The organism is uncultured Nostoc sp. (assembly GCF_937863485.1).
Classification (GTDB): Bacteria; Cyanobacteriota; Cyanobacteriia; order Cyanobacteriales; family Nostocaceae; genus Nostoc.
Genome location: NZ_CALMFY010000188.1, coordinates 47,530 through 70,896 on the forward strand (window position 1 = coordinate 47,530; position 23,367 = coordinate 70,896).

The window sequence follows — 23,367 nt, forward strand, 5'->3', positions numbered from 1 at the left end:
ATGAAAGTAGAGAACATCGAAGATATATATAAACTCTCACCTACACAGCAGGGATTACTTTTTCATACCCTCTACGCTCCTGATTCGGGTATATATTGCGATCAATATAGAATTGCTTTCAAAGGAAATCTCAATCCCTTAGCTTTTGAGCAAGCTTGGCAGCAAGTAGCAAAGCGACACTCGGTTTTGCGTACTTCATTCTTTTGGGAAGAAGTAGAAGAACCGATGCAAGTAGTGTATGGACAAGTAGCACTGCCATTAGAAAAATATGATTGGCGGGGAATAAATTCAGTAGAACAAGAACAGAAACTAGAGGCTTTTTTAACAGCAGATAGAAGTCGTGGTTATCAACTTTCCGAAGCACCTTTAATGCGCCTTGTCTTAATTCGGATGGCTGACGAAGTTTACCAATTTATCTGGAGTAACCATCACATCCTCTTTGATGGCTGGTCGCGGTTTGTTTTATTCAACGAAGTCTTAGAAATATACCAAGCATTAAATAATGGTAATCAAATTAATTTAAAACCAGCTTTTCCTTACCGGAAATATATTGCTTGGCTGCGGCAGCAAAATTTATCTGAAGCAGAGGCATTCTGGCAGCGGTCACTTCAAGGAGTAACAGCACCAACACCGTTAGTAGTTGATAAATTAATTAGCAATATATCTAATATTGAGGAATATAGTGAGCAGCAGATTGAATTATCTCTAGCAAATACAGAGAAACTCAAATCTGTAGCCAGGCAATATCAATTAACTCTTAATACCTTAGTGCAAGGAGCTTGGGCTTTACTTTTAAGCCGCTATAGTGGAGAAGATGACGTTATTTTTGGGGCTAATACTTCTGGTCGTCCGGTAAATTTAACAGGAGTAGAATCAGGAGTTGGTTTATTTGTTAATAGCTTGCCAGTACGGGTACAGGTGAATGAGGATGATTTCCTGATCCTTTGGTTAAAAAAACTCCAAGCTCAACAAGCCGAGGCACGTCTATATGAGTATAGTCCTCTGGTGCAAGTTCAAGGATGGAGTGAACTACCTAAGGGCGTGCCTTTATTTCATAGCTTGATTGCCTTTGAAAACTATCCTGTAGATGCAGCATTGCGTAAAAGAAACAAATCCTTAGAGATTGCGGATTTTAGCGTAGTTAATCGGACTAACTATCCTCTGAGCGTCATTGTAATACCTGATGAAAAATTACTGCTGAAGATAATTTGCGATCGCCGCTACTTTGATGATGCTACCATTACTAGAATGCTAGGACATTTGCAAACTTTGCTAGAAGGCATGGCTGCAAATCCAGAACAGCAGTTAAAAGATATACCTTTGTTAACCCAGACTGAGCAACATCTGTGCTTAGTAAAGTGGAATAATACCCAAAAAGAATATCCCCTACATCTTTGTCTCCATCAGTTAATCGAGGCGCAAGTAGAAAAGGCACCGAACGCAGTAGCAGTAGTATTTGCCGATCAGAAACTTACTTACCAAGAATTAAATAACCGTGCTAATCAACTAGCACAATACTTACAAAAACTAGGTGTCAAACCAGAAGTACAAGTAGGTATTTGTGTTGAGCGTTCCTTAGAAATGGTTGTGGGACTGCTGGGGATTCTCAAAGCTGGTGGTGCTTATGTACCAATAGATCCAGAGTATCCACAACAGCGGCAAGCCTTTATGCTGCAAGACTGTCAAACCACTGTGCTGCTAACTCAACAGAAATTCCCAGCTTCTCTACCTGAACACCAAGCTCAAGTTATCTGTTTAGATACCGACTGGAAAATCATTGCTCAAGAAGCTAACAATAATTTAGTTACGAATATTGCATCAGATAACTTAGCTTACGTGATTTATACCTCTGGTTCTACAGGTCAGCCCAAAGGTGCGATGAATACTCACGCAGGGGTGTGTAACCGCTTGTTGTGGATGCAAAATACATACCAATTAACTGCTAATGACCGGGTATTACAAAAAACTCCTTTTAGCTTTGATGTCTCTGTATGGGAGTTCTTCTGGCCGTTGTTAGCAGGTGCGTGTTTAGTAGTCGCCCAACCAGGAGGTCACAGAGATAGTAACTATTTAGTTCAACTCATTGCCAGAGAGCAAATTACTACACTGCATTTTGTCCCCTCGATGCTGCGACTATTCCTACAAGAACAGGAATTAGACCAGTGTGATTCTCTGAAACGGGTGTTCTCTAGTGGGGAAGCGTTGCCCTTTGATTTACAACAAAGTTTCTTTGAACGTTTGCAGGCACAACTGTACAATTTGTATGGCCCGACAGAAGCCGCAATTGATGTTACAGCTTGGATTTGTCAACGTCATAGTAGGGAAGCAATCGTTCCCATCGGTTCGCCAATTGCTAATACTCAAATTTACATATTAGATGCTCAGTTGCGGTTAGTGCCGGTGGGTGTACCCGGTGAAATGTACATTGGTGGCGTAGGTTTGGCACGGGGTTACTTTAACCACCCAGAACTCACCGCAGAAAAATTTATACCTCATCAATTTAGCGATCGCCCAGACGCAAAACTATACAAAACTGGTGATTTAGCCCGCTATCAACCGGATGGTACTATTGAGTTTCTTGGACGTATTGACTACCAAATCAAGCTGAGAGGCTTACGTATTGAACTGGGAGAAATTGAAGCAGTATTATCACAGCACCCAGCAGTACAACAAAACGTTGTAGTAGCGCGAGAGGATGAGGTTAAAAATCAACGTTTAGTTGCTTATGTAGTTCCGAATTCCCAAACTGACAGCTTAAACTCACTATTACTAACAGTTAACAACGATCAAGTCTCGCAATGGAAAACAGTTTTTGATAAAACATACAATCAAACATCTGAAGAACTTGAATCAATATTTAATTTTCTCGGGTGGAATAGCAGTTACACAAACCAGCCAATTCCAATCAACCAGATGCGCGAATGGTTAGAGCAAACAGTTGAGCGCATTTTGCACTGGGAACCAAAACGAGTATTAGAAATTGGTTGTGGAACTGGTTTGTTACTATTTCAAATTGCTCCTCATACCGAGCAATATTATGGTACAGACCTGGCATCAACTGGTTTAGATTATATTAGTCAGCATCTCCAACTACCGCAGGTGAAGCTTGAGCAAAGAACCGCCGATAACTTTGAAGGCATAGAAGCTGGTTCTTTTAACGCAATAGTTTTAAATTCTGTTGTTCAATATTTCCCTAATATTGATTATCTGCTGCGGGTGATTGCAGGAGCAGTTGAAACTTTAGCTCCAGGTGGCTTTATTTTTCTAGGCGATGTGCGGAATCTACTGCTTTTAGAAGCTTTCCATACATCTGTACAACTGTATCAATCTCCAGCTTCACTATCTGTCACTGAACTTAAACATCGGGTTCAAAATCGTATTGACCAAGAACAAGAATTGTTAATTGAGCCAGCATTTTTCATAGCTTTGCAACAGCATTTACCCCAAATTAGTCATGTACAAATCCAAATAAAGCGTGGTCAGAATTGCAACGAAATGACCAAGTTTCGCTATGATGTGACTTTGTATATTCATGCTGATGAAGCAAAGTTAGAAAGGGGAATACAAGCAATTTATTGGCTAGATTGGCAGCAAGCAGAATTAACTATAGATGATATCCGCCAATTACTAGTAACAAGCAAACCAAAAATATTAGGATTGCGTAATGTTCCGAATGCGCGTGTTATTGGGGATATTCAAGTTTTAGAATTACTAACTCAAGAATTTAATAATGTTGGTGAGTTGCAAGCGATTTTAGATAAAAATCCTCATATTGGTATAAATCCAGAAGAATTTTGGTCATTGGGCGAAGAATTAGCTTATATCATTAATATTCAGTGGTCAAATTTTAGTATTGATGGCAGTTACGATGTAGTTCTGGTAAATCGTAGGGCAGAATCACCAACTATTATTCCTGTTTCTCCTGAGAAATCTATTGTTCTTAAATCTTGGGATGCTTACGCTAATAATCCATTACAAAGAAAATTAGCGACTAATTTAGTACCACAATTACGCCGTTATCTGGAAGAAAAGCTACCTGATTACATGGTTCCGGCTGCTTTTTTAGTATTAAAAGATTTACCACTTACATTTAATGGTAAAGTAGATCGCAAAGAACTCCCAGAACCAGGTACAGTACGTCCCGATTTACCAGAAACTTTTATGGCTCCTCGCACCGCCATAGAAACTAATTTAGCCGAAATTTGGTTACAGGTATTAGGGCTAGAACAGGTAGGAATTCACGATAATTTCTTTGAGTTGGGTGGCGATTCAATTTTGAGCATTCAAGTGATCGCAAAAGCAAAACAAGCTAATATTCAACTAACTCCCAAACAGTTATTCGATTATCCAACCATTGCTGAATTAGCAGTTGTTGTGAACACCACCCCAACCCAGCAAATCGAACCAGGTGCCGTTACAGGTGCGGTTCTTCTCACCCCAATTCAACACTGGTTTTTTGCCCAGGAATTACTCGACTCTCATCACTGGAACCAGGCTGTATTACTGAAGTTGCGACAAAAACTGGAACCTACATTATTAGCAAAAGCAGTGCAGCAATTGTTAATACATCACGATGCTTTACGCTTGCGATTTGAAGACACTGCATCTGGTTGGCAACAAGTTAACGCTGCACCTGATGAAGTTGTGCCATTTTTCTACACAGATTTATCAGCAATACCAGCCAGTGAGCAATTATTGGCAATGGAAAAAGCAGCGACACAACTGCAAGCTAGTCTAAATCTGGATAAAGGGCCGATACTGCGGGTAGCGTTGTTTGATTGTGGCGCACAACAGCCCAGTCGCTTGTTATTTATTATTCACCACTTAGCAGTTGATGGAGTTTCTTGGCAAATTTTACTCACAGATTTGCAAACTGCTTATCAACAACTTAGCCGAGATGAATTAATCTCTCTTCCTGCTAAAACTACCTCTTTTCAAAATTGGGCTTATCGCTTACAAGAATATGTCCAATCATCGGAACTTAAGCAGCAAATGAATTACTGGTTAACAGCATTACAGCAACCTGTCTCGCCTTTACCAGTGGATTATGCTGATGGCAATAATACAGCGGACTCAGCTTGTACTACTACTATTTCTTTAACTGTTGAAGAAACTCAAGCTTTATTGCAGCAAGTTCCTAAAGTCTACAAAACTCAAATTAATGATGTGTTGCTTACCGCCTTAGTGCAAGCTTTTGGTGAGTGGACTGGTGAATATTCTCTGTTACTCGATTTAGAGGGACACGGGCGAGAAATGCTCTTTGCAGATGTAGATTTGTCCCGAACTGTTGGTTGGTTTACATCTCTATTCCCCGTGCGTCTAGATTTAGGTGCATCTCTGGAACCCGGAGGGGCTTTAAAGACAGTCAAAGAGCAATTGCGTCAAATACTTAACAATGGCATTGGTTATGGGGTAATGCGCTACCTTAGCACTGAACCTGAAATTCAAGCCCAATTTGCTGCGTTGCCGCAAGCAGAAGTATTGTTTAACTATTTAGGTCAACTTGATGCAACTCTCACTGAATTATCGATATTTGAATTAGTACTTGACGCGGTTAGCAATACTCGCAGTTTGAGAGATAAACGCAGTCATTTATTAATAATGAATGGCTTTGTCAGTCAAGGGAAATTAAAGTTGAGTTGGGCATACAGCACAGCAGTACACCAGCCATCGACTGTAGAAAATTTAGCCCAAACATTCTTATCGGCGTTGCGATCGCTCATTGCTCACTGTCAATTACCAACAGCAGGCGGTTATACTCCTGCCGATTTTCTCCTTGTCAAACTCAATCAAGCAACTCTCGATCAGTTAATTGGTAGTGACTATCACCGCATTGAAGATATCTATCCCCTCTCACCGATTCAGCAAGGTTTGCTATTTCACACCTTGTATGTACCAGAGTCGCAGATGTATTTCGAGCAGTGGAGTTGCAGCTTGCATGGTAATTTGAATTTAGCCGCTTTGCAGCAAGCATGGCAACAAGTGATTCAGCGTCATCCTGTATTGCGGACGGTGTTTAATTGGCAAAGTCTTGATGAACCAGTGCAAATTGTCCGGCGACAAGTAGAATTACCTTGGCAACAGTACGATTGGCGGAAGTTATCGCTTAGTGAGCAAACACAACAGCTAGAGAAATTTTTAGAAAGCGATCGCCACATCGGCTTTAATCTTGCTGCTGCGCCAGTGATGCGCCTGACGCTAATTCAAGTTACTGATAATACCCACTACTTTATCTGGAGCCATCACCACATTCTTATGGATGGATGGGCTGCGGCGTTACTGCTCAAAGAAGTTTTTGAACTGTATCAGGCTATAAATCACGCTGAAAAAATAAATTTACAACCAGCCCGCACCTACCGCAATTACATCGCTTGGTTACAAAAGCAGGATATGCACCCAGCAGAAGCTTTTTGGCGAGGGATGCTGCAAGGATTTACTACGCCTACACCAGTTTTACCCAAATACCAAACTTCCAACCCAGATGGTAGCTATAAGTTGCAGGAAATCCGTCTCTCAACAACTACATCAAACGCTCTCCAAACTCTAGCACGTCGACATCAAATCACCTTAAACACCCTTATACAAGGAACTTGGGCTTTATTACTAAGCCACTATAGCGGTGAATTGGATGTAGTTTTCGGTTCTACTGTTTCCGGTCGTCCAACTACATTGGAGGGTGCAGAATCGATAGTCGGACTATTTATTAATACTTTGCCAGTCAGAGTACAACTAAAAGCTGATGAGTTGTTTTTCTCTTGCTTGCAGCAGGTGCAAAATCAACAAGTACAAGTGCGCCAGTACGAACACAGTTCTTTAGTTAAAATCCACAAATGGAGCGATATACCGCAGAACTTACCTTTGTTTGAGAGTATTGTGGTATTCCAAAACTACCCTTTATCTCCTTCCTTACGTCAAGGATTCACAGATGTAACACTGGGAAATGTGCGTGTTGCGGTTTCGAGAAATAACTATCCCTTAACGTTGAGAGTGAGGATAGAAACTGAGTGGCTATTGCAGATTCTTTATAGTGGCGATCGCTTTGAAGCTAAAACGATTACCAAGCTTTTTAAACACCTAGAAATACTATTGCAAAAAATCATAGAACAACCTACTACTAAATTGAGCAAGTTATTAGCAATACTAGATGCAGATGAAAAACAACAACAGCAGCAAAAAGAGCAAGAATTAGCAACATCTAGTCTTCAAAAATTAAAGTTTGCCAAACGTAAGGTTATTTCGGGGTAAAAATGTCTATTAAAAGACCTAGTATAAGTAATATCAGCCGTAAATCGATTATTCTATCACCAGCAGAGTTAGTTAAAGTAGATTTTTTGCAATCTGGACAACTTTTGCCGTTAGTGATTCAACCTACAGTTGATGGTTTAAATTTAATCACTTGGGCGCAGAATCACCGCAAGTTTATTGATGAAAATTTGCTCAAGTACAGAGCGTTGCTATTCCGTAACTTCCATATCAATACGCCAGAATTATTTAATCAATTTGTTAATGTTAGCTCTAGTGGTGAGTTATTAGAATACCGTGATCGTTCTTCACCACGTCATGAAGTTGGTGATAAAATTTACACATCAACAGACTACCCTGCCGAGCAAAGTATTTTCCTACATAATGAGGGTACTTATTGGTTAACTTGGCCACTTAAAATTTACTTTGGCTGTTTAATTGCAGCACAACAAGGCGGGGAAACACCCATTGCTGACTGTCGTAATATTTTTCAACGCATTCAACCCCAAATTCGGGAAAAGTTTATCGAAAAAAAAGTATTATATGTTCGTAACTATAATGATGGTTTTGGGCTAACTTGGCAGACTGTTTTTCAAACTAGAGATAAAGCTGTAGTAGAAGAATATTGTCGTAGAAACAGTATTGAATTTGAATGGAAAGCAGGCGATCGCTTACGGACTCGTCAAATACGTCAAGCTGTAGCACAACATCCAAAAACTGGGGAATTAATTTGGTTTAATCATGCTACTTTCTTCCATATTTCTACTCTTGAACCTACATTTAGAGAGGCTTTATTAGCAGAGTTTAAAGAAGAAGATTTACCTAATAATACTTATTATGGTGATGGTTCAAGCATTGAACCAGAGGTTTTAGAAGAATTACGCACAGTCTATCAGCAAGAAATGGTTTTATTTTCTTGGCAAGAAGGAGATTTATTAATGTTAGATAATATGTCAATTGCTCATGGTCGCTCACCATTTTTTGGTTCACGTAAAGTTGTGGTGGGAATGGCTGATCCATTCATTAATCCAAATATAAAAATACCAAGATATTCATAAAAATCTCCCTTTCTTCTCTCTCTCCGTTTCTGCGGTTCTTTACAAAAAATCCAAACAATTACTTATCAGGAATAAATTGATAGTTATGCAAATACTCAACAATACATCGCCAATAGAAAATGTCGTCGGTTATCGAATGTCGCCACAGCAAGAGCATTTATGGAGATTAAAGTCCATTACTCAAGATAATCATTATATTGCTCAGTGTGCTGTTTCTATTGATGGCAAACTGGATGTGGAGATTCTTAAGAAGTCTTTACAGGATGTTGTTAATCAACATGAAATTCTCCGCACGAGTTTTCAATGTTTACCTGGAATGGCAATTCCGTTACAGGTAATAGCTGATAGCCAGGATATTTCAATTAATTATTATGATGGTAGTGATTTTGATGCTGAAGAAAAAGATAATAAAATAGACTTATTTTTGACTCGGCATAAATTTAATAATTCCAATTTATCACAAATAGATTTAATTAAATCAGTACCTAATCAGCATATATTACTTGTAAGTTTACCAGCCATGATTGCTGATGCAATTGGTATTCGTAATTGGGTACATGAAGTTAGCCGCTCCTATACAACTAATATAAATAATCAACAATCATCTGATGAAGTGTTACAATATGCCGATATTGCTGAATGGCAACATGAATTACTAACAGCAGAAGATGTTAATTTAGGCAAAGCTTACTGGAAACAACAAGAGTTTCCTAATTTATTTGATATTAGGCCTCCTTTTGAGAAAAAAGTTGCTGAAGATGTTGTAGTATTTGAACCAAAAACTTTTAGACTAGAACTTGGTAAAAATTTTTTAGTTGATATTCAGAATATATTGCAAAAACCAACTGATTCATTAGCTGATTTTTTATTAACTTGTTGGCAAATTGTTTTATGGCGAAATCTTGATAAACCTGACATAGTTGTCGGGAGATTATATGATGGTCGCAAACATCAGGAATTACAAGCGGTTATTGGATTATTTGCTAAATATTTACCGCTTGCATCTCATTTACAGCCAGATTTATTATTTAAGCAATTATGGCAACAAGTTCAAGAATCGGTTAGTCAAGCTCATCAATGGCAAGATTACTTTTCTTGGCAAGAGTATAGCAAGAATTTGGCTATTGATTTCTTGCCATACTGTTTTGAATTTACAGAGCAAGCACAGCAAGCATCTGTCGATACATTAACATTTAATCTATACAAAGAGTATGCTTGTATTGATAGGTTCAAACTTAAACTATCTTGTATTCGTCAACAAGATGATTTAGTTGTTAACTTGTATTATGATGCTAAGTTATTCCCATTAGAGGATATTCAACGTTTAGCAGCACAATTTCAGCAACTATTGTCTAGTGTTATTTATAATCCCGATGCTGCGATTAGTGAATTAGAAATTCTAAACGATTGCGAACTTCAACAAGTACTGTTTGAGTTTAACAATACCCAAGTTGATTACAATCGCTCTCAATTAATTCATCAGCTATTTGAGGCGCAAGCAGAAAGCGTACCAGATAATATTGCTGTAGTAGTTAACAATCAGCAATTAACCTACCGTGAATTAAATGAACGTGCTAATCAATTAGCTCATTATCTACATAAATTAGGTGTTCAAGCAGAAGTATTCGTAGGAATTTGTGTAGAGCGTTCTTTATCAATGGCTATTGGTATTCTTGCTATTCTCAAAGCAGGTGGGGCTTATGTACCATTAGATCCAACCTATCCATCAGAACGCTTACAATTTATCCTGCAAGATACCCAAACACCAGTATTATTAACTCAGCAATCTTTGCTGCAAGATTTACTAGAAACTCAAGCAAAAATTATTTGCTTAGATGCTGATTGGGAAATTATTGCATCTGAGAGCCACAATAATCCTGCTGTGGCGATGACATCTGCCAACTTAGCTTATATTATCTATACTTCTGGCTCTACAGGTAAACCTAAAGGTGTACAAATCACTCATCAAAATTTAGTCAACTCTACACAGGCGCGGCTGAATTATTATCAAGAACCTGTTGGTAGTTTCTTGTTACTTTCCTCCTTTGCTTTTGATAGTTCTGTCGCTGGGATTTTCTGGACACTATGCTCTGGTGGAACTTTGGTATTTCCCCAAGTAGGTGGAGAGCAAGATATATCATATTTGCTCAATTTAATTAGCCAAAATCAGGTAACTCATTTATTAAGTTTACCTTCCTTATATAATGTCATTTTAGAGCAAGCAAACCAACAAGAATTAGTTTCATTACGTAGTGTGATCGTTGCAGGTGAATCTTGTTCAGCAGAATTAGTGATTCGTCATTTAGAAAAACTTCCCCAAGTAGCTTTATTTAACGAATATGGGCCCACAGAAACCACAGTTTGGAGTACTGTTTATCATTGCTGTTCGCCAGAAATAGGAAATTCAGTATCTATTGGTCGCCCAATTACGAACGCACAAATTTATTTACTTGACCGTAATTTACATCCTGTTCCTTTAGGGGTGGCTGGTGAAGTATATATTGGTGGCGATGGTTTAGCTAGAGGTTATTTGAACCGTCCTGATTTAACAGCAGAACGTTTTATTAGGAATCCTTTTGAGGAAGTAGAAGGAAGTCGTCTGTATAAAACTGGTGATTTAGCCCGCTATTTAGCAGACGGAAACATAGAATTTCTGGGTCGTATTGACCAGCAAATAAAAATTCGCGGTTTCCGGATTGAATTAGGCGAAATTGAAGCAGTCTTAAAACGAAATCCTGCTGTTGACGAAGTTATCGTTGTCGCTAGAAGTGAGAGCAAGAGTTATTTCCAGAATGAGGATAGTTATATCGATCCAAAAAATACGGAAATTTTAGTAACCAAAATATTGTCACTTGGTCAAGAGTATGCTGAACAACATTTAGCAGAAATAGAGAAATTATCTGAAGATGAACTAGAAATAATACTGGCACAAGAAATCACAGGTCAAGATGTCAAAGAAATACTAGTTAATTCTGCCGTGGAAAATCATAGAAGCCGCAGATTAAGACAATTTTCCAACTTTTATATCTGCCTGGAAATTGATGAAAATTTTATTAATCCTCCGCAAAAATTTCAAAGAAACTGGTTGCTCAAGCAAAGCATTGATGAACTGGCAGATGATTTAATTCATTTAGATGCTTTATCAAGACGATTTGTAGCTGGTAATCAAACTACTTCAAAACAAGCTGAAAGTTCAACATCAATTTTTGAAAGTCAGCAAATCATGGAGGACTGGCAGATTCCTCTGATGCAAGCAATGGCTAATATTATTACTGAGACACATAGCAACGTCTTAGAAGTAGGTTTTGGCAGAGGAGTTTCTGCAAGTTTGATTCAAGATAAGGGTGTTAAATCTCACACAATTATCGAGTGTGATGATGCTGTATCAGAAGCATTTTATCATTGGAAAACGCATTATACTGAACAGGACATTCGATTAGTTAAGGGCAAATGGCAAGAGGTCAAAGACCAGTTGGGAATTTACGATGGTATCTTTTTTCATGCCAATATTCTTAATGAAGAGCAATTGCTAGAAGATGTTGTTGAAAGTGTGACATTTGCAGAACATTTTTTCCCAACAGCTGTAGAGCATTTACGAGAAGGAGGAGTTTTTACTTACCTAACCCATGAAATCGATTCTTTTAGTCGTAGGCATCAACGGCTGGTTCTCAAATATTTTAGTTCTCTGACCTTGAGCATTGTGGAACCCTTATCTCTACCAGAAGATACTAAAGATTTGTGGTGGGCTGATTCAATGGTTGTAGTGAAGTGCATTAAGTAGAAACTGATTACTATGGAGGCTTTTAATGATTGATTTTTATCAGCGTGTTGATACTCTTTGTCTCAAAAAACGTCATCTACTTGCGCTTCGATTGAAACAACAACTAGCAACTGTCTTAGCCAGAAAAGATGTACAGACTCATCAACGGTTGGTAGCTTATATAGTCCCACATCAAGGAGAATTACCTCGTACAACCGATCTGCGCTATTTTCTAGAAGATAAATTGCCCGACTACATGATACCGTCGGCGTTTGTTAACCTAAAAGCTCTACCTAAACTTCCTAATGGCAAGGTAGACATACAGGCACTACCAAAACCTGAGTTATCAAAAACTTTTGCGGCTCCTCAAACTCGTGTGGAAAAAGTACTGGCTGAAATTTGGGCGCAAGTTCTGGTGGTAGAGCAAGTAGGTATTCATGACAATTTCTTTGAGTTAGGTGGAGATTCTATCCTCAGTATTCAGATTGTTGCCAAAGCCAATCAAGCTGGTTTACAACTCACCCCCAAACAGCTTTTTGAACACCAAACAATTGCAGAATTGGCAATGGTCACTGGTACAACTCAATCTATACAAGGAGAACAAAGGTTAGTTACAGGTGAAGTAGCTCTTACACCTATTCAGCAATGGTTCTTGCTACAAAATCAGCCAGATTCACACCATTGGAATCAATCTTGTTTATTGGAAATACCGCAAGGACATAACCCCAAATTATGGGAGCAGCTGCTGCAACGATTAATTGAGCATCATGATGCACTACGCTTACGTTTCCATTTCCATGAATCAGGCTGGGTGCAAGTTGTCTCTAATGTCAAGGAGATGAGGGTTTTTCAACATATAGACTTGTCAACTTTGCCAGAAATTGAGCAAAATACAGCTATTGAAACAGTAGCAACTGAGCTTCAAGGAAGTTTGAATCTATCGCAGGGGACGCTTATTCGGGTGGCTTTATTTAACCTGGGTTCACAAAAAAGTAGTCGTCTGTTAATTATCATCCATCACTTGGCTGTAGATGGTGTTTCTTGGCGAATTTTATTAGAAGACCTTCAGACTGTTTATCTACAACTTAGTCAGGGTAAGTCGATAAATTTGCCAGATAAAACTACTTCATTCCAAGAATGGGCTTTGCGTTTAAAAGATTATGCACAGTCTACAGAATTAATCAAAGAGCAGGAATATTGGTTAGGACAACTACGAAAACTTGTTTCTCCCTTACCAGTAGATTATGCTGGAGGCGACAAAACTGTGGCTAAGGCTAGCACTGTATCAGTTAGTCTGAGCCGGGAAGACACCCAAGCTTTACTACAAAAAGTGCATCAAGCTTACCACACTCAAATTAACGATGTATTACTGACATCGCTAGTGCAGGCCTGTGCAGAGTGGACAGGTGAGCATTCGCTGTTACTAGATATGGAAGGTCATGGAAGAAACGACATTTTTCCCAATATAAACTTATCGCGCACAGTTGGTTGGTTTGCTTGTTTGTTTCCTGTGTTATTAGATATCGAGGGAGCTTCCAGTTTAGGAAATGCTTTGATGACAGTTAAAGAACAACTGAGATCTATACCTAATCATGGAATAGGGTATGGCATACTACGTTATCTCAGTAGCGAGGATAAAATTAGATCACAACTGCAAGCTTCTCCTCAAGCTGAAATATTTTTTAACTACCTTGGTCAAACTGATCAAGTATTTTCGCAGTCGTCCATGTTTACACCTACTAGAGAATGCGTTGGCCCAAATCGTAGCCTGCGGGGTAGTCGAGTTTATCTATTAGAAGTTGCAGTAGTTGTTGCTAGCGGACAACTGCACGTTAATTGGACTTACAGTGAGGCGATACATCAGCGAACCACAGTGGAAAAATTAGCGAATAGTTTTATTAAAGCACTGCGATCGCTCATTACTCATTGCCAATCTCGTCAAGCTCTTGGTTTCACGCCATCAGACTTCCCCCAAGCCAAGTTGGAGCAACAAGACTTGGATAAATTCTTAGCAAAATTCAACCAATAAGCTTAGAAGATAACTCAATGAATACAGCCAATATCGAAAATATCTACGAACTTTCCCCAGTCCAGCAGGGTATTTTGTTTCACAGCTTGTATGAATCGGAATCTGGAGCTTATTTTGTGCAGATAAGCTATGGTTTACGAGGAATGCTCAATATTGAGGCTTTTGAACGGGCTTGGGAAAGAGTCGTGGCGCACCACTCACCTTTGCGTACTAGTTTCCATTGGGAAGGACTTGACAAACCGCTACAAGTTGTAAATAAAAAAGTCCAATTACCTCTAGAAAAACTAGATTGGCGGGGAATAAATCCCGAAGAACAGCAAGAGAAATTTCAGGCTTTTTTGTTGAGCGATCGCCAATTGGGTTTTAATTTATCTGATGAATCCCTATTGCGTCTGACTTTGATTCGTTTGGATAACCAGCATTACCACTTCGTCTGGAGTTCCCACCACATTATCCTTGATGGCTGGTCAGGGGCGTTAGTATTCAAAGATTTTGCTTTACTTTACGAAGCATTTTGTCGGGGTGAAGAAATCACCTTACCATTCGTTGGTCGCTTTTCTGGCTATATTGCTTGGTTGCAACAACAAGATTTATCTCAAGCTGAGGCTTTTTGGCGACAAGCATTACAAGGATTTAGAGCACCCACTTTTTTAACTAATCTCGAAGTTAAGAGTTTGTCGGCTCCAGCAGAAAAGTATTTTGAACAAAACTTCAAACTCTCACCTGCAACGACAACATCTCTAAAATCTTGGGCAAAACAGCATCAACTGACCCTAAATACTATAGTTCAGGGGGCTTGGGCTTTGCTCCTTAGCCGCTATAGCGGCGAGGATGAGGTAATGTATGGTGTTACGGTTTCCGGTCGCCCAGTAGACCTCGCCACAGCAGAGTCAATGGTAGGAATATTCATTAACACCCTACCTTTGCGTGTGAAATTTGATGCTGAGATGTTTTTACTACCTTGGCTTGAGCAAATACAGTGTCAATTGATAGAAATCCGTCAGTATGAATATACTCCACTGGTAGAAATTCAAGGTTGGAGTGAAATACCACGAGGTTTGCCCTTATTTGAAAGCATCGTGGTGTTTGAAAATTATCCGGTGGATCAGGCGTTGTCTGATTGGCAAAAAAATTTAGAAATCCACAATATTAGTAGTTTTAACTATACCAACTATCCTCTGAGTATTGGTGCGACACCTGGGTCTGAGTTGAAACTATCTATTACTTATGATTGTGATCGCTTTGATGCTGGCACTATTACCAGAATGATAGGGCATTTCCAAATATTGCTTGAAGCAATGGGAACTAATCCTACAGTGCGCTTACAGGAGTTGCCACTATTAACCGCATCTGAGAAACATCAGCTACTAGTAGAGTGGAATCAAACTCAGGCTGAGTATCCGCAAAACCAATGTATACATCAGTTATTTGAGGCACAGGTAGAGAAAACACCAGATGCAATAGCCGTAGTATTTGCAGAACAAAGCCTTACCTATCAACAACTAAATCAGCGTGCGAATCAGTTAGCACACTACTTGCAAAAATTGGGGGTGGGTGCAGAAGTATTGGTAGGTATTGGTATAGAACGCAGCCTCGATATAGCGATCGCAGTTTTAGCTGTGCTGAAAGCTGGTGCTGCTTATGTACCGCTAGATCCAGACCAACCTGCACAGCGTCTAACTTTCATGATAAAAGATGCAGATTGTCAGGTACTACTAACTCAAAAGCATTTGGTAGATGCACTTACAGCTTACCAAAGTCAGGTAGTTTGTCTAGATGCAGATTGGGCGTTAATTTCGCAAGAATCAGAGTTAAATCTACTTAGCAACACAGTTACAGCCGAAAACTTAGCATATATCATCTATACCTCTGGTTCTACTGGTCAGGCAAAAGGTGTGATGGTTCAGCATAGTAGCCTTGTGAATGCCTATCACGGTTGGGAGCAAGCTTATCAACTGCAAGCAATAACTTGCCACTTGCAAATGGCTAATTTCTCCTTCGATGTTTTTGCTGGTGACTTAATCCGGGCTTTATGTTCTGGTGCGAAATTAGTTATTTGTCCGCGTGACTTCCTACTAGAACCGGATACATTATATGCTTTGATGCGCCAGCAGAAAGTTGAGTGTGCAGAATTTGTCCCCGCAGTTTTCCGAAACCTTGTCCACTACCTAGAGGAAAATCAAAAATGCCTCGATTTTATGCGATTGTTGATCTGCGGTTCTGATAGTTGGTATGGCGGAGAGTATCAAAAATTTAAAGGTTTTCTCGGAGAACAGACATGGCTAATTAACTCTTATGGCTTAACTGAAGCCACAATTGACAGTTCCTATTTTGGAAGTGCTACAGAAAATTTATTAACTGAGCAGTTAGTACCGATTGGGCGGCCCTTTGCTAACACCCAGCTTTACATTTTAGATCCGCTTTTGCAGCCAGTACCAATTGGAGTTTGTGGAGAGCTTTACATTGGTGGTGTAAGTTTAGCTAGAGGTTATCATAACCGCCCAGAATTAACAAATGAAAAGTTTATTTCTAACCCCTTTAACAGCCAACCGGGAGCGCGTCTGTACAAAACTGGCGATTTAGCACGGTATTTGCCTGATGGAAATATTGCCTTAGTTGGACGAGCCGATCATCAGGTAAAAATTCGGGGTTTTCGGATTGAATTAGGAGAAATAGAAGCAGTACTAACCCAAAATCCAGCGGTGGAGAAAACTGTAGTTATCTCCAGAGAAGACGAACCTGGAAATAAACGCTTGGTGGCTTATGTAGTACAAAAACCACCATCTGATGCAGCGAATGAATTTAGTAATGAACAATTAACACAGTGGGAAGATGTTTTTGATGACCTCTATCAAGAAGTTGCCGCAAAAGAAACACTGAAGTTTGATATCAAGGGTTGGAACAGTAGTTATACTGGTCAGCCAATTCCAGAATTAGAGGTGAGCGACTGGATAAATCAAACAGTAGAGCGAATTTTATCATTCAACCCAAGCAGTGTGCTAGAGATAGGTAGTGGAAGCGGTTTAATGTTATTTCGGATTGCACCCCATTGCCAAAAATATTGTGCCACGGATCTATCAGCCAAAGCTCTGGCTAATCTGCACTATCAATTGACTTTGTTAGAGCCAGAAATACCGGGTGTTACTCTCATTCAAAGAGGAGCAAACGACTTTAAGGATGTAGCAGCCCATAGTTTAAAAACATTATTAATAGTTTCAGTAGTTCAATACTTTCCCAGCATTGACTATCTGTTGGACGTATTAGAAAAAGCAGTGAATGCAGTCGAACCAGGTGGTTGTATCTTCTTAGGAGATATTCGCAGTTTGTCAGTTTTGGAACATTTTCATGTTTCAGTCCAATTTCACCGAGCAGCAAACTCTGTCTCAAAAACAGAGTTAAAACAGCGTGTCCAAAAGCAAGTATTTGAGGAAAAACAACTGGTTATTGATCCTGCATTTTTCACTGCCTTAAAACAGTATTTACCGAAAATTAGCCATGTAGAAATTTTGCTAGAACGCGGTTACTACCAAAATGAATTAAATAAATTTCGCTACGATGTCATTCTGCATATAGGACATGAAGTTAATCAGAAAATAGATGTGCCTTGCTTAGACTGGCACAAAAAGCAGTTAACACTGGCAATTGTGAAGCGATCGCTAATAGAAAACCAACCGGAAATTTTAGCGATCGCTTCTGTTCCAAATGCCCGTGTCGCCGCCGAACACCAGATTTTGCAGTGGTTAGCATCCTCTGAAGGGCCGGAAACTGTCGGTGAAATGAGACAAGCTTGGCAAAAAATTTTGACAAATCCTGGAGTTGAGCCAGAAGATTTTTGGACATTAGCTGAAGAATTAGCTTACTCTATCGACATTACTTGGTCAGATTCTGGTGCGGAGGGTTGTTACGATGTAGTCTTCCGGCGATGTCCAGCAAATGGGTACTCCAAAAACACAACTCAAACTACCAGAAATCGCCCTTGGAGAACCTACGCCAACAACCCCTTACAAGGGCAGTTTGCTCATGAGTTGGTGCCTCAACTCCGCGATTTCCTCAAGCAAAAACTGCCAGTTTACATGATTCCCTCGGCTTTCATATTACTTTCGGCACTGCCGCTTTTGCCTAATGGTAAGATAGACCGCCGCAGTTTAACTATACCCGAATCAGTAACAACTGAGTTAGAAGAAACTTTTGTGCCTCCCCGTACAGATGTCGAAGAAATTTTAGCGGGAATTTGGGCGAAAATTCTCCGTGTTGAGCGAGTTGGTATTCACGACAATTTTTTTGACTTAGGCGGACACTCATTGTTAGCTACTCAAGTTATCTCCCGCATTCGGGAAACTTTTAAATTAGACTTACCTCTGCGTTGTTTATTTGAGTCGCCCACAGTAGCGGAATTATCCCCAAGGCTAATTGCCCATGAAGTTAAACCAGGAATGACGGCAAAGATAGCACAAATCGTAAAACAGTTAGAGGGTATGTCAGCCGAAGAGGCAAAACAAGCACTTGAGAACCGGAAAGCAACTAAACAAGTGAGCGCATGATGGATACACAAAAACTAGAACTACTTGCTTATTTGCTAGAAGAGGAAGGAATCGCATCTCCCAAAATGCCGACGATTTCTCCAAGGGAGAGTTCGGATAATTTGCCACTATCTTTTGCACAACAACGTTTGTGGTTTCTCAATCAGTTAGAACCAGACAGCCCTTTTTATAACATTTTTGCTGCCTTAAGCCTGAATGGTGTACTTAATGTCGCCGCACTGGAACAGAGCTTTAACGAAATCATCCAGCGTCACGAGATTTTACGAACTACATTTAATGTTGTCAATGGAGAACCAATTCAGATAATTAATCCCCAACAAAAGCTCACCATTAAGTTAATTGACCTGACAGCCTTACCAGCCCAAAAGCGAGAAACTGAGGCACTACAGTTAGTAAATAAGGAAGCTGGGCAACCTTTTGATTTAGCAACTGGGCTATTAGTCAGAAGTACCTTGCTATGTCTGGACGAAGCAGAACATATTTTACTGTTTACCATGCACCACATTGTCAGTGATGGTTGGTCAACAGACATATTGGTGCGTGAAGTAGCAACTCTTTACGAATGTTACTGTAACGGTAAGCCTTCTCCACTACCAGAATTGCCCATCCATTACGCAGACTATGCTCTTTGGCAGCGAAAATCGTTACAAGGTGAAATGCTGGCAACTCAAATAGACTACTGGAAACAGCAATTAGGAGACAGTCTGCCAGTTTTAGAGTTACCCACTGACCGACCTCGACCCCATGTCCAAAGTTACCAAGGGGCAGTGCAATCTTTCCAGTTACCGAAAGATGTGACTGTTGCCCTAAAAACTTTGAGTCAGCAGGAAGGCTGTACTTTGTTTATGACTCTTTTGGCAGGTTTCAAAGTTCTGCTATATCGTTACACGGGTACTAGGGATATTGTAGTTGGTTCACCAATTGCTAATCGCGATCACACAGAGTTAGAAGGGTTAATTGGATTTTTTGTCAATACATTAGTGTTGCTAACTAACTTATCAGATAATCCCACCTTCCGAGAACTGCTATGTAGGGTGCGCGAAGTTACTTTAGGAGCCTACGACCACCAAGATTTACCTTTCGATTTGTTGGTAGAAGAACTGAAGCCTCAGCGTGACTTGAGCCATACACCACTGTTCCAAGTTATGTTTGTTCTCCAGAATGCCCCCATGTCGACTATGGAGTTATCAGGCTTAACCTTACAGGCTTTGCAAAGTGAATCTACCACCGCCAAGTTTGATTTAACTTTATTGATGGAGGAAACAGATTCAGGAATCAGGGGTGCATTAGAATACAACACTGATTTATTTGATGCTGCTACTATTGCCCGGATGGCAGAGCATTTACAGAGGTTACTTGCAGGTATTGTAGCTAATCCTGAACAACAAATAGCACAACTGCCCTTACTAACGGCAAATGAGCAGCATCAGTTGTTGGCGTGGAATCACACTCAGGCAGAGTATACGTTAAATAAGTGTATTTATGAGTTATTCGAGGAGCAGGTAGAAAAAACACCGGATGCAGTCGCAGTAGTCTTTGCAGACCGACAATTAACCTACCAAGAGTTAAATACCAAAGCGAATCAACTCACCCACTATTTGCAAAAGTTAAATGTAAGTTCTGATACTTTAGTCGGTATTTGCATTGAACGTTCTTTAGAAATGGTTGTAGGACTTTTGGGTATTCTCAAAGCAGGTGGGGCTTATGTACCACTTGACCCCGCTTACCCTGCTGAACGCTTGGCATTTATGCTTGCTGATGCAGATGTATCAGTGTTACTCACTCAGAAACATTTACAAGATGGACTACCGCAAACATCAGCGCAAATAGTCTGTTTAGACCAAGATTGGGACACTGTCGCCCAACACAGCAACGACAACCCAAACAGCGCAGTGCAACCGGAAAACTTAGCGTATGTGATTTACACATCTGGTTCCACAGGACAACCCAAAGGTGTGATGATTCCTCACCGCGCCCTCTGTAATCATATGCTGTGGATGCAATCAGAATTTCCTCTCACAACGTCAGATCGGGTGTTGCAAAAAACACCGTTTAGCTTTGATGCTTCGGTTTGGGAGTTTTATGCACCTTTGTTAACAGGTGGACGGTTGATTGTAGCTCAACCCGGTGGACATCAGGATAATGCTTATCTTTTAGACTTAATTGCACAACAACAAGTCAGCATTGTGCAATTCGTACCTTCACAGTTGCGATCGCTCTTAACAGAACAAAAAATATACAACTGTCACAGCTGGCGCCGAGTATTTTGTGGCGGGGAAGCGTTAGCAATTGACCTACAAACAAGCTTTTTTAGCATTTTGCCCAATGTTGAACTCTGTAACTTATACGGTCCAACTGAGGCGACAATTGATACAGTATATTGGCGATGTCAGCCGGAAGATGAGCAGAGGGTGGTACCAATTGGAAAGGCGATCGCTAATACTCAAATATATCTCTTAGATTCTTATCTCCAACCTGTCCCTATTGGTGTACCTGGTGAAATATACATTGGTGGCGCAGGTTTAGCGCGGGGTTATCTCAACCGCCCCGATTTGACAGCTGAAAAATTTATAGCAAATCCCTTTCTTTCTGGTACAAAGTTATATAAAACAGGTGATTTAGCTCGTTATCGTCCAGATGGGACTATAGAATTTATTGACCGTTTTGATGGACAAGTCAAGTTAAGAGGCTTGCGGATTGAACTAGGAGAAATAGAAACCCAACTAACCCAGTACTTACAAATCAAACAAGCTGTAGTTTTAGTTCGGGAAGATATACCCGGAGAAAAACGCATAGTGGCTTATATTGTTCCCAGTCAGGAACAGTCACCTACAGTCAGTGAACTGCGGAGTTTCTTGAAAAACAATCTCCCTGACTATATGGTGCCATCAGTTTTTATCACTTTAAATACCCTCCCATTCTTACCAAATGGCAAGTTAGACCGAAAAGCACTACCAGCACCAGATACCGCTAGACCTGATTTACAAGCTGTTTTTGCTACACCACGCACTCCTGTTGAAGAAACCCTCGTGCAAATCTGGTCTGAAGTTCTGCGGCTCGAAAATGTAGGTATTAACGACAACTTTTTTGAGTTAGGTGGAGATTCTATCCTCAGTTTACAAGTGATTGCTAAAGCTAATCAAGCTGGTTTACAACTAACTCCTAAACAGATATTTGAATATCAAACCATTGGCGATTTAGCATTAGTAGCAGGTATAAGTAAAAAAATTGTCGATGAACAAGGCATTGTTACAGGTTCTCTGAATCTCACTCCTATTCAACATTGGTTTTTTAAACAGGAATTACTTGATTCTCATCATTGGAATCAGTCGGTAATGTTAGAATTAGATTCGAGTTTTAATCCAATTCTCTTAGAGCAGGTTGTACAGCAATTACTTGTTCATCACGATGCTTTGCGTTTGCGGTTTGTGCAAACTGAATTCGGTTGGAAATCAAGCATTAATGAACCTGGAAAAAATACACCTTTTGCTATCATTGATTTATCAAATTTACCTGAGCATGAACAAAGACGAGCAATAGAGGCAAAAGCTAATGCACTCCAAGCCAGCCTCAACTTATCTCAATTATTGCAAGTTGCTTTATTTAGACTGGGAGAGAATCAAGCTTATAGATTGTTGATTATTATTCATCATCTAGCAGTTGATGGAGTTTCTTGGCGAATTTTACTAGAAGATTGGCAAACAGTTTATCAACAAATTGTGCAGGGTAAAAAAATCCAACTACCAGCTAAAACCACTTCGGTAAAACAGTGGGTTAAAAAACTTCAAGAATATGCTAATTTAGCAACAGTCAAGTCAGAAATTAATTATTGGTTGAGCCAGTCTTACCAAAATATTTCTCCTTTACCTGTTGACTGTCCCAATGGAGAAAATACTGTTGCTTCAGCTTGTACAGTTTCCGTCAGTCTCTCCCAGGCAGAAACGACATCTTTATTACATGAAGTACCAACAGTTTATCAAACTCAAATCAATGATATTTTGCTAACGGCTCTTGTGCAAACTTTTGAACAATGGACTGGTAACAGTTCACTTTTGATTAATTTGGAAGGTCATGGAAGAGAGGACATTTTAGAAAACGTTGATTTATCGCGTACTGTTGGCTGGTTTACTACTATCTTTCCAGTAATATTGGATATCACAGCAGCTTTTGGTTTTGGAGAAGCATTAAAAACAGTTAAAGAACAATTACGCAGTATTCCTCTTAAAGGTATTAACTATGGCGTACTACGTTATCTCGGTGAACAGTCAATTGCGGAAAAACTCAAAGCTTTACCTCAACCAGAGGTGACATTTAACTACTTAGGTCAATTTGATCAAGTGATTTCTGAAACTTCAATGTTTCGACCTGCGACGGAATCAACGGGAGCAACCCAAAGTCCGAGAGGAAAGCGTCACTGTTTGCTAGAGATGAATGGGTTAATTGTTGGGGGACAGTTGCGGCTGGATTGGACTTATAGCAAAGCATTACATCAACCAGCAACAGTGGAAAAACTAGCTCAAGGATTTATTGAAGCATTGCGATCGCTCATTGTCCACTGTCAGTCACCCAATGTTGGCGGGTTCACTCCTTCTGATTTTCCGCAGATGCAATTTAGTCAACAAGAATTAGATGAATTAATGGCTGAAATATAGCTTTTCTCAACGTAGAGTCACGCAAAGGTAACGCGGAGTTACGCAGAGTTTTTTAAGAGAATTTGTGAGGAAGAAGGTAACTGTT

At 39.9% G+C, this 23,367-nt stretch carries 6 protein-coding genes; all 6 read left to right on the plus strand.

Annotated elements, in window-relative coordinates:
• The 6 genes from Q0541_RS25585 to Q0541_RS25610 all read left to right on the plus strand — a co-directional run bounded on the left by Q0541_RS25585 (position 1) and on the right by Q0541_RS25610 (position 23,282).
• Positions 1-7,245, plus strand: coding sequence for a non-ribosomal peptide synthetase (locus tag Q0541_RS25585; RefSeq protein ID WP_298917451.1), 7,245 nt, complete (start codon positions 1-3; stop codon positions 7,243-7,245).
• Positions 7,246-7,247: 2 nt separating this feature from the next.
• The gene (locus Q0541_RS25590; protein WP_298917454.1) at positions 7,248-8,300 is read left to right on the plus strand and encodes a TauD/TfdA family dioxygenase; all 1,053 of its coding nucleotides are present in this window, start codon (positions 7,248-7,250) and stop codon (positions 8,298-8,300) included.
• A gap of 85 nt (positions 8,301-8,385) precedes the next feature.
• Positions 8,386-12,081 carry an amino acid adenylation domain-containing protein gene (locus Q0541_RS25595; RefSeq protein WP_298917457.1) on the plus strand — a complete coding sequence of 1,232 codons (3,696 nt, stop codon included), beginning with the start codon at positions 8,386-8,388 and terminating at the stop codon, positions 12,079-12,081.
• 25 nt (positions 12,082-12,106) lie between these two features.
• Positions 12,107-14,089 (plus strand): condensation domain-containing protein, encoded by a 1,983-nt coding sequence (locus Q0541_RS25600; protein ID WP_298917460.1) that lies wholly within the window; start codon positions 12,107-12,109, stop codon positions 14,087-14,089.
• 17 nt (positions 14,090-14,106) lie between these two features.
• Positions 14,107-18,630, plus strand: coding sequence for a non-ribosomal peptide synthetase (locus Q0541_RS25605; RefSeq protein ID WP_298917464.1), 4,524 nt, complete (start codon positions 14,107-14,109; stop codon positions 18,628-18,630).
• Positions 18,627-23,282 carry a non-ribosomal peptide synthetase gene (locus Q0541_RS25610; protein WP_298917467.1) on the plus strand — a complete coding sequence of 1,552 codons (4,656 nt, stop codon included), beginning with the start codon at positions 18,627-18,629 and terminating at the stop codon, positions 23,280-23,282. Before Q0541_RS25605 ends, Q0541_RS25610 begins: the two co-directional genes overlap by 4 nt.
• The last annotated feature ends 85 nt before the right edge of the window (positions 23,283-23,367 follow it).

Bases quoted from the DNA above. Each gene is read 5' to 3' on its own strand.
- Q0541_RS25605 (WP_298917464.1), top strand. From the start codon at position 14,107: ATGAATACAGCCAATATCGAAAATATCTACGAACTTTCCCCAGTCCAG.
- Q0541_RS25585 (WP_298917451.1), top strand. From the start codon at position 1: ATGAAAGTAGAGAACATCGAAGATATATATAAACTCTCACCTACACAG.
- Q0541_RS25610 (WP_298917467.1), top strand. From the start codon at position 18,627: ATGATGGATACACAAAAACTAGAACTACTTGCTTATTTGCTAGAAGAG.
- Q0541_RS25595 (WP_298917457.1), top strand. From the start codon at position 8,386: ATGCAAATACTCAACAATACATCGCCAATAGAAAATGTCGTCGGTTAT.
- Q0541_RS25600 (WP_298917460.1), top strand. From the start codon at position 12,107: ATGATTGATTTTTATCAGCGTGTTGATACTCTTTGTCTCAAAAAACGT.
- Q0541_RS25590 (WP_298917454.1), top strand. From the start codon at position 7,248: ATGTCTATTAAAAGACCTAGTATAAGTAATATCAGCCGTAAATCGATT.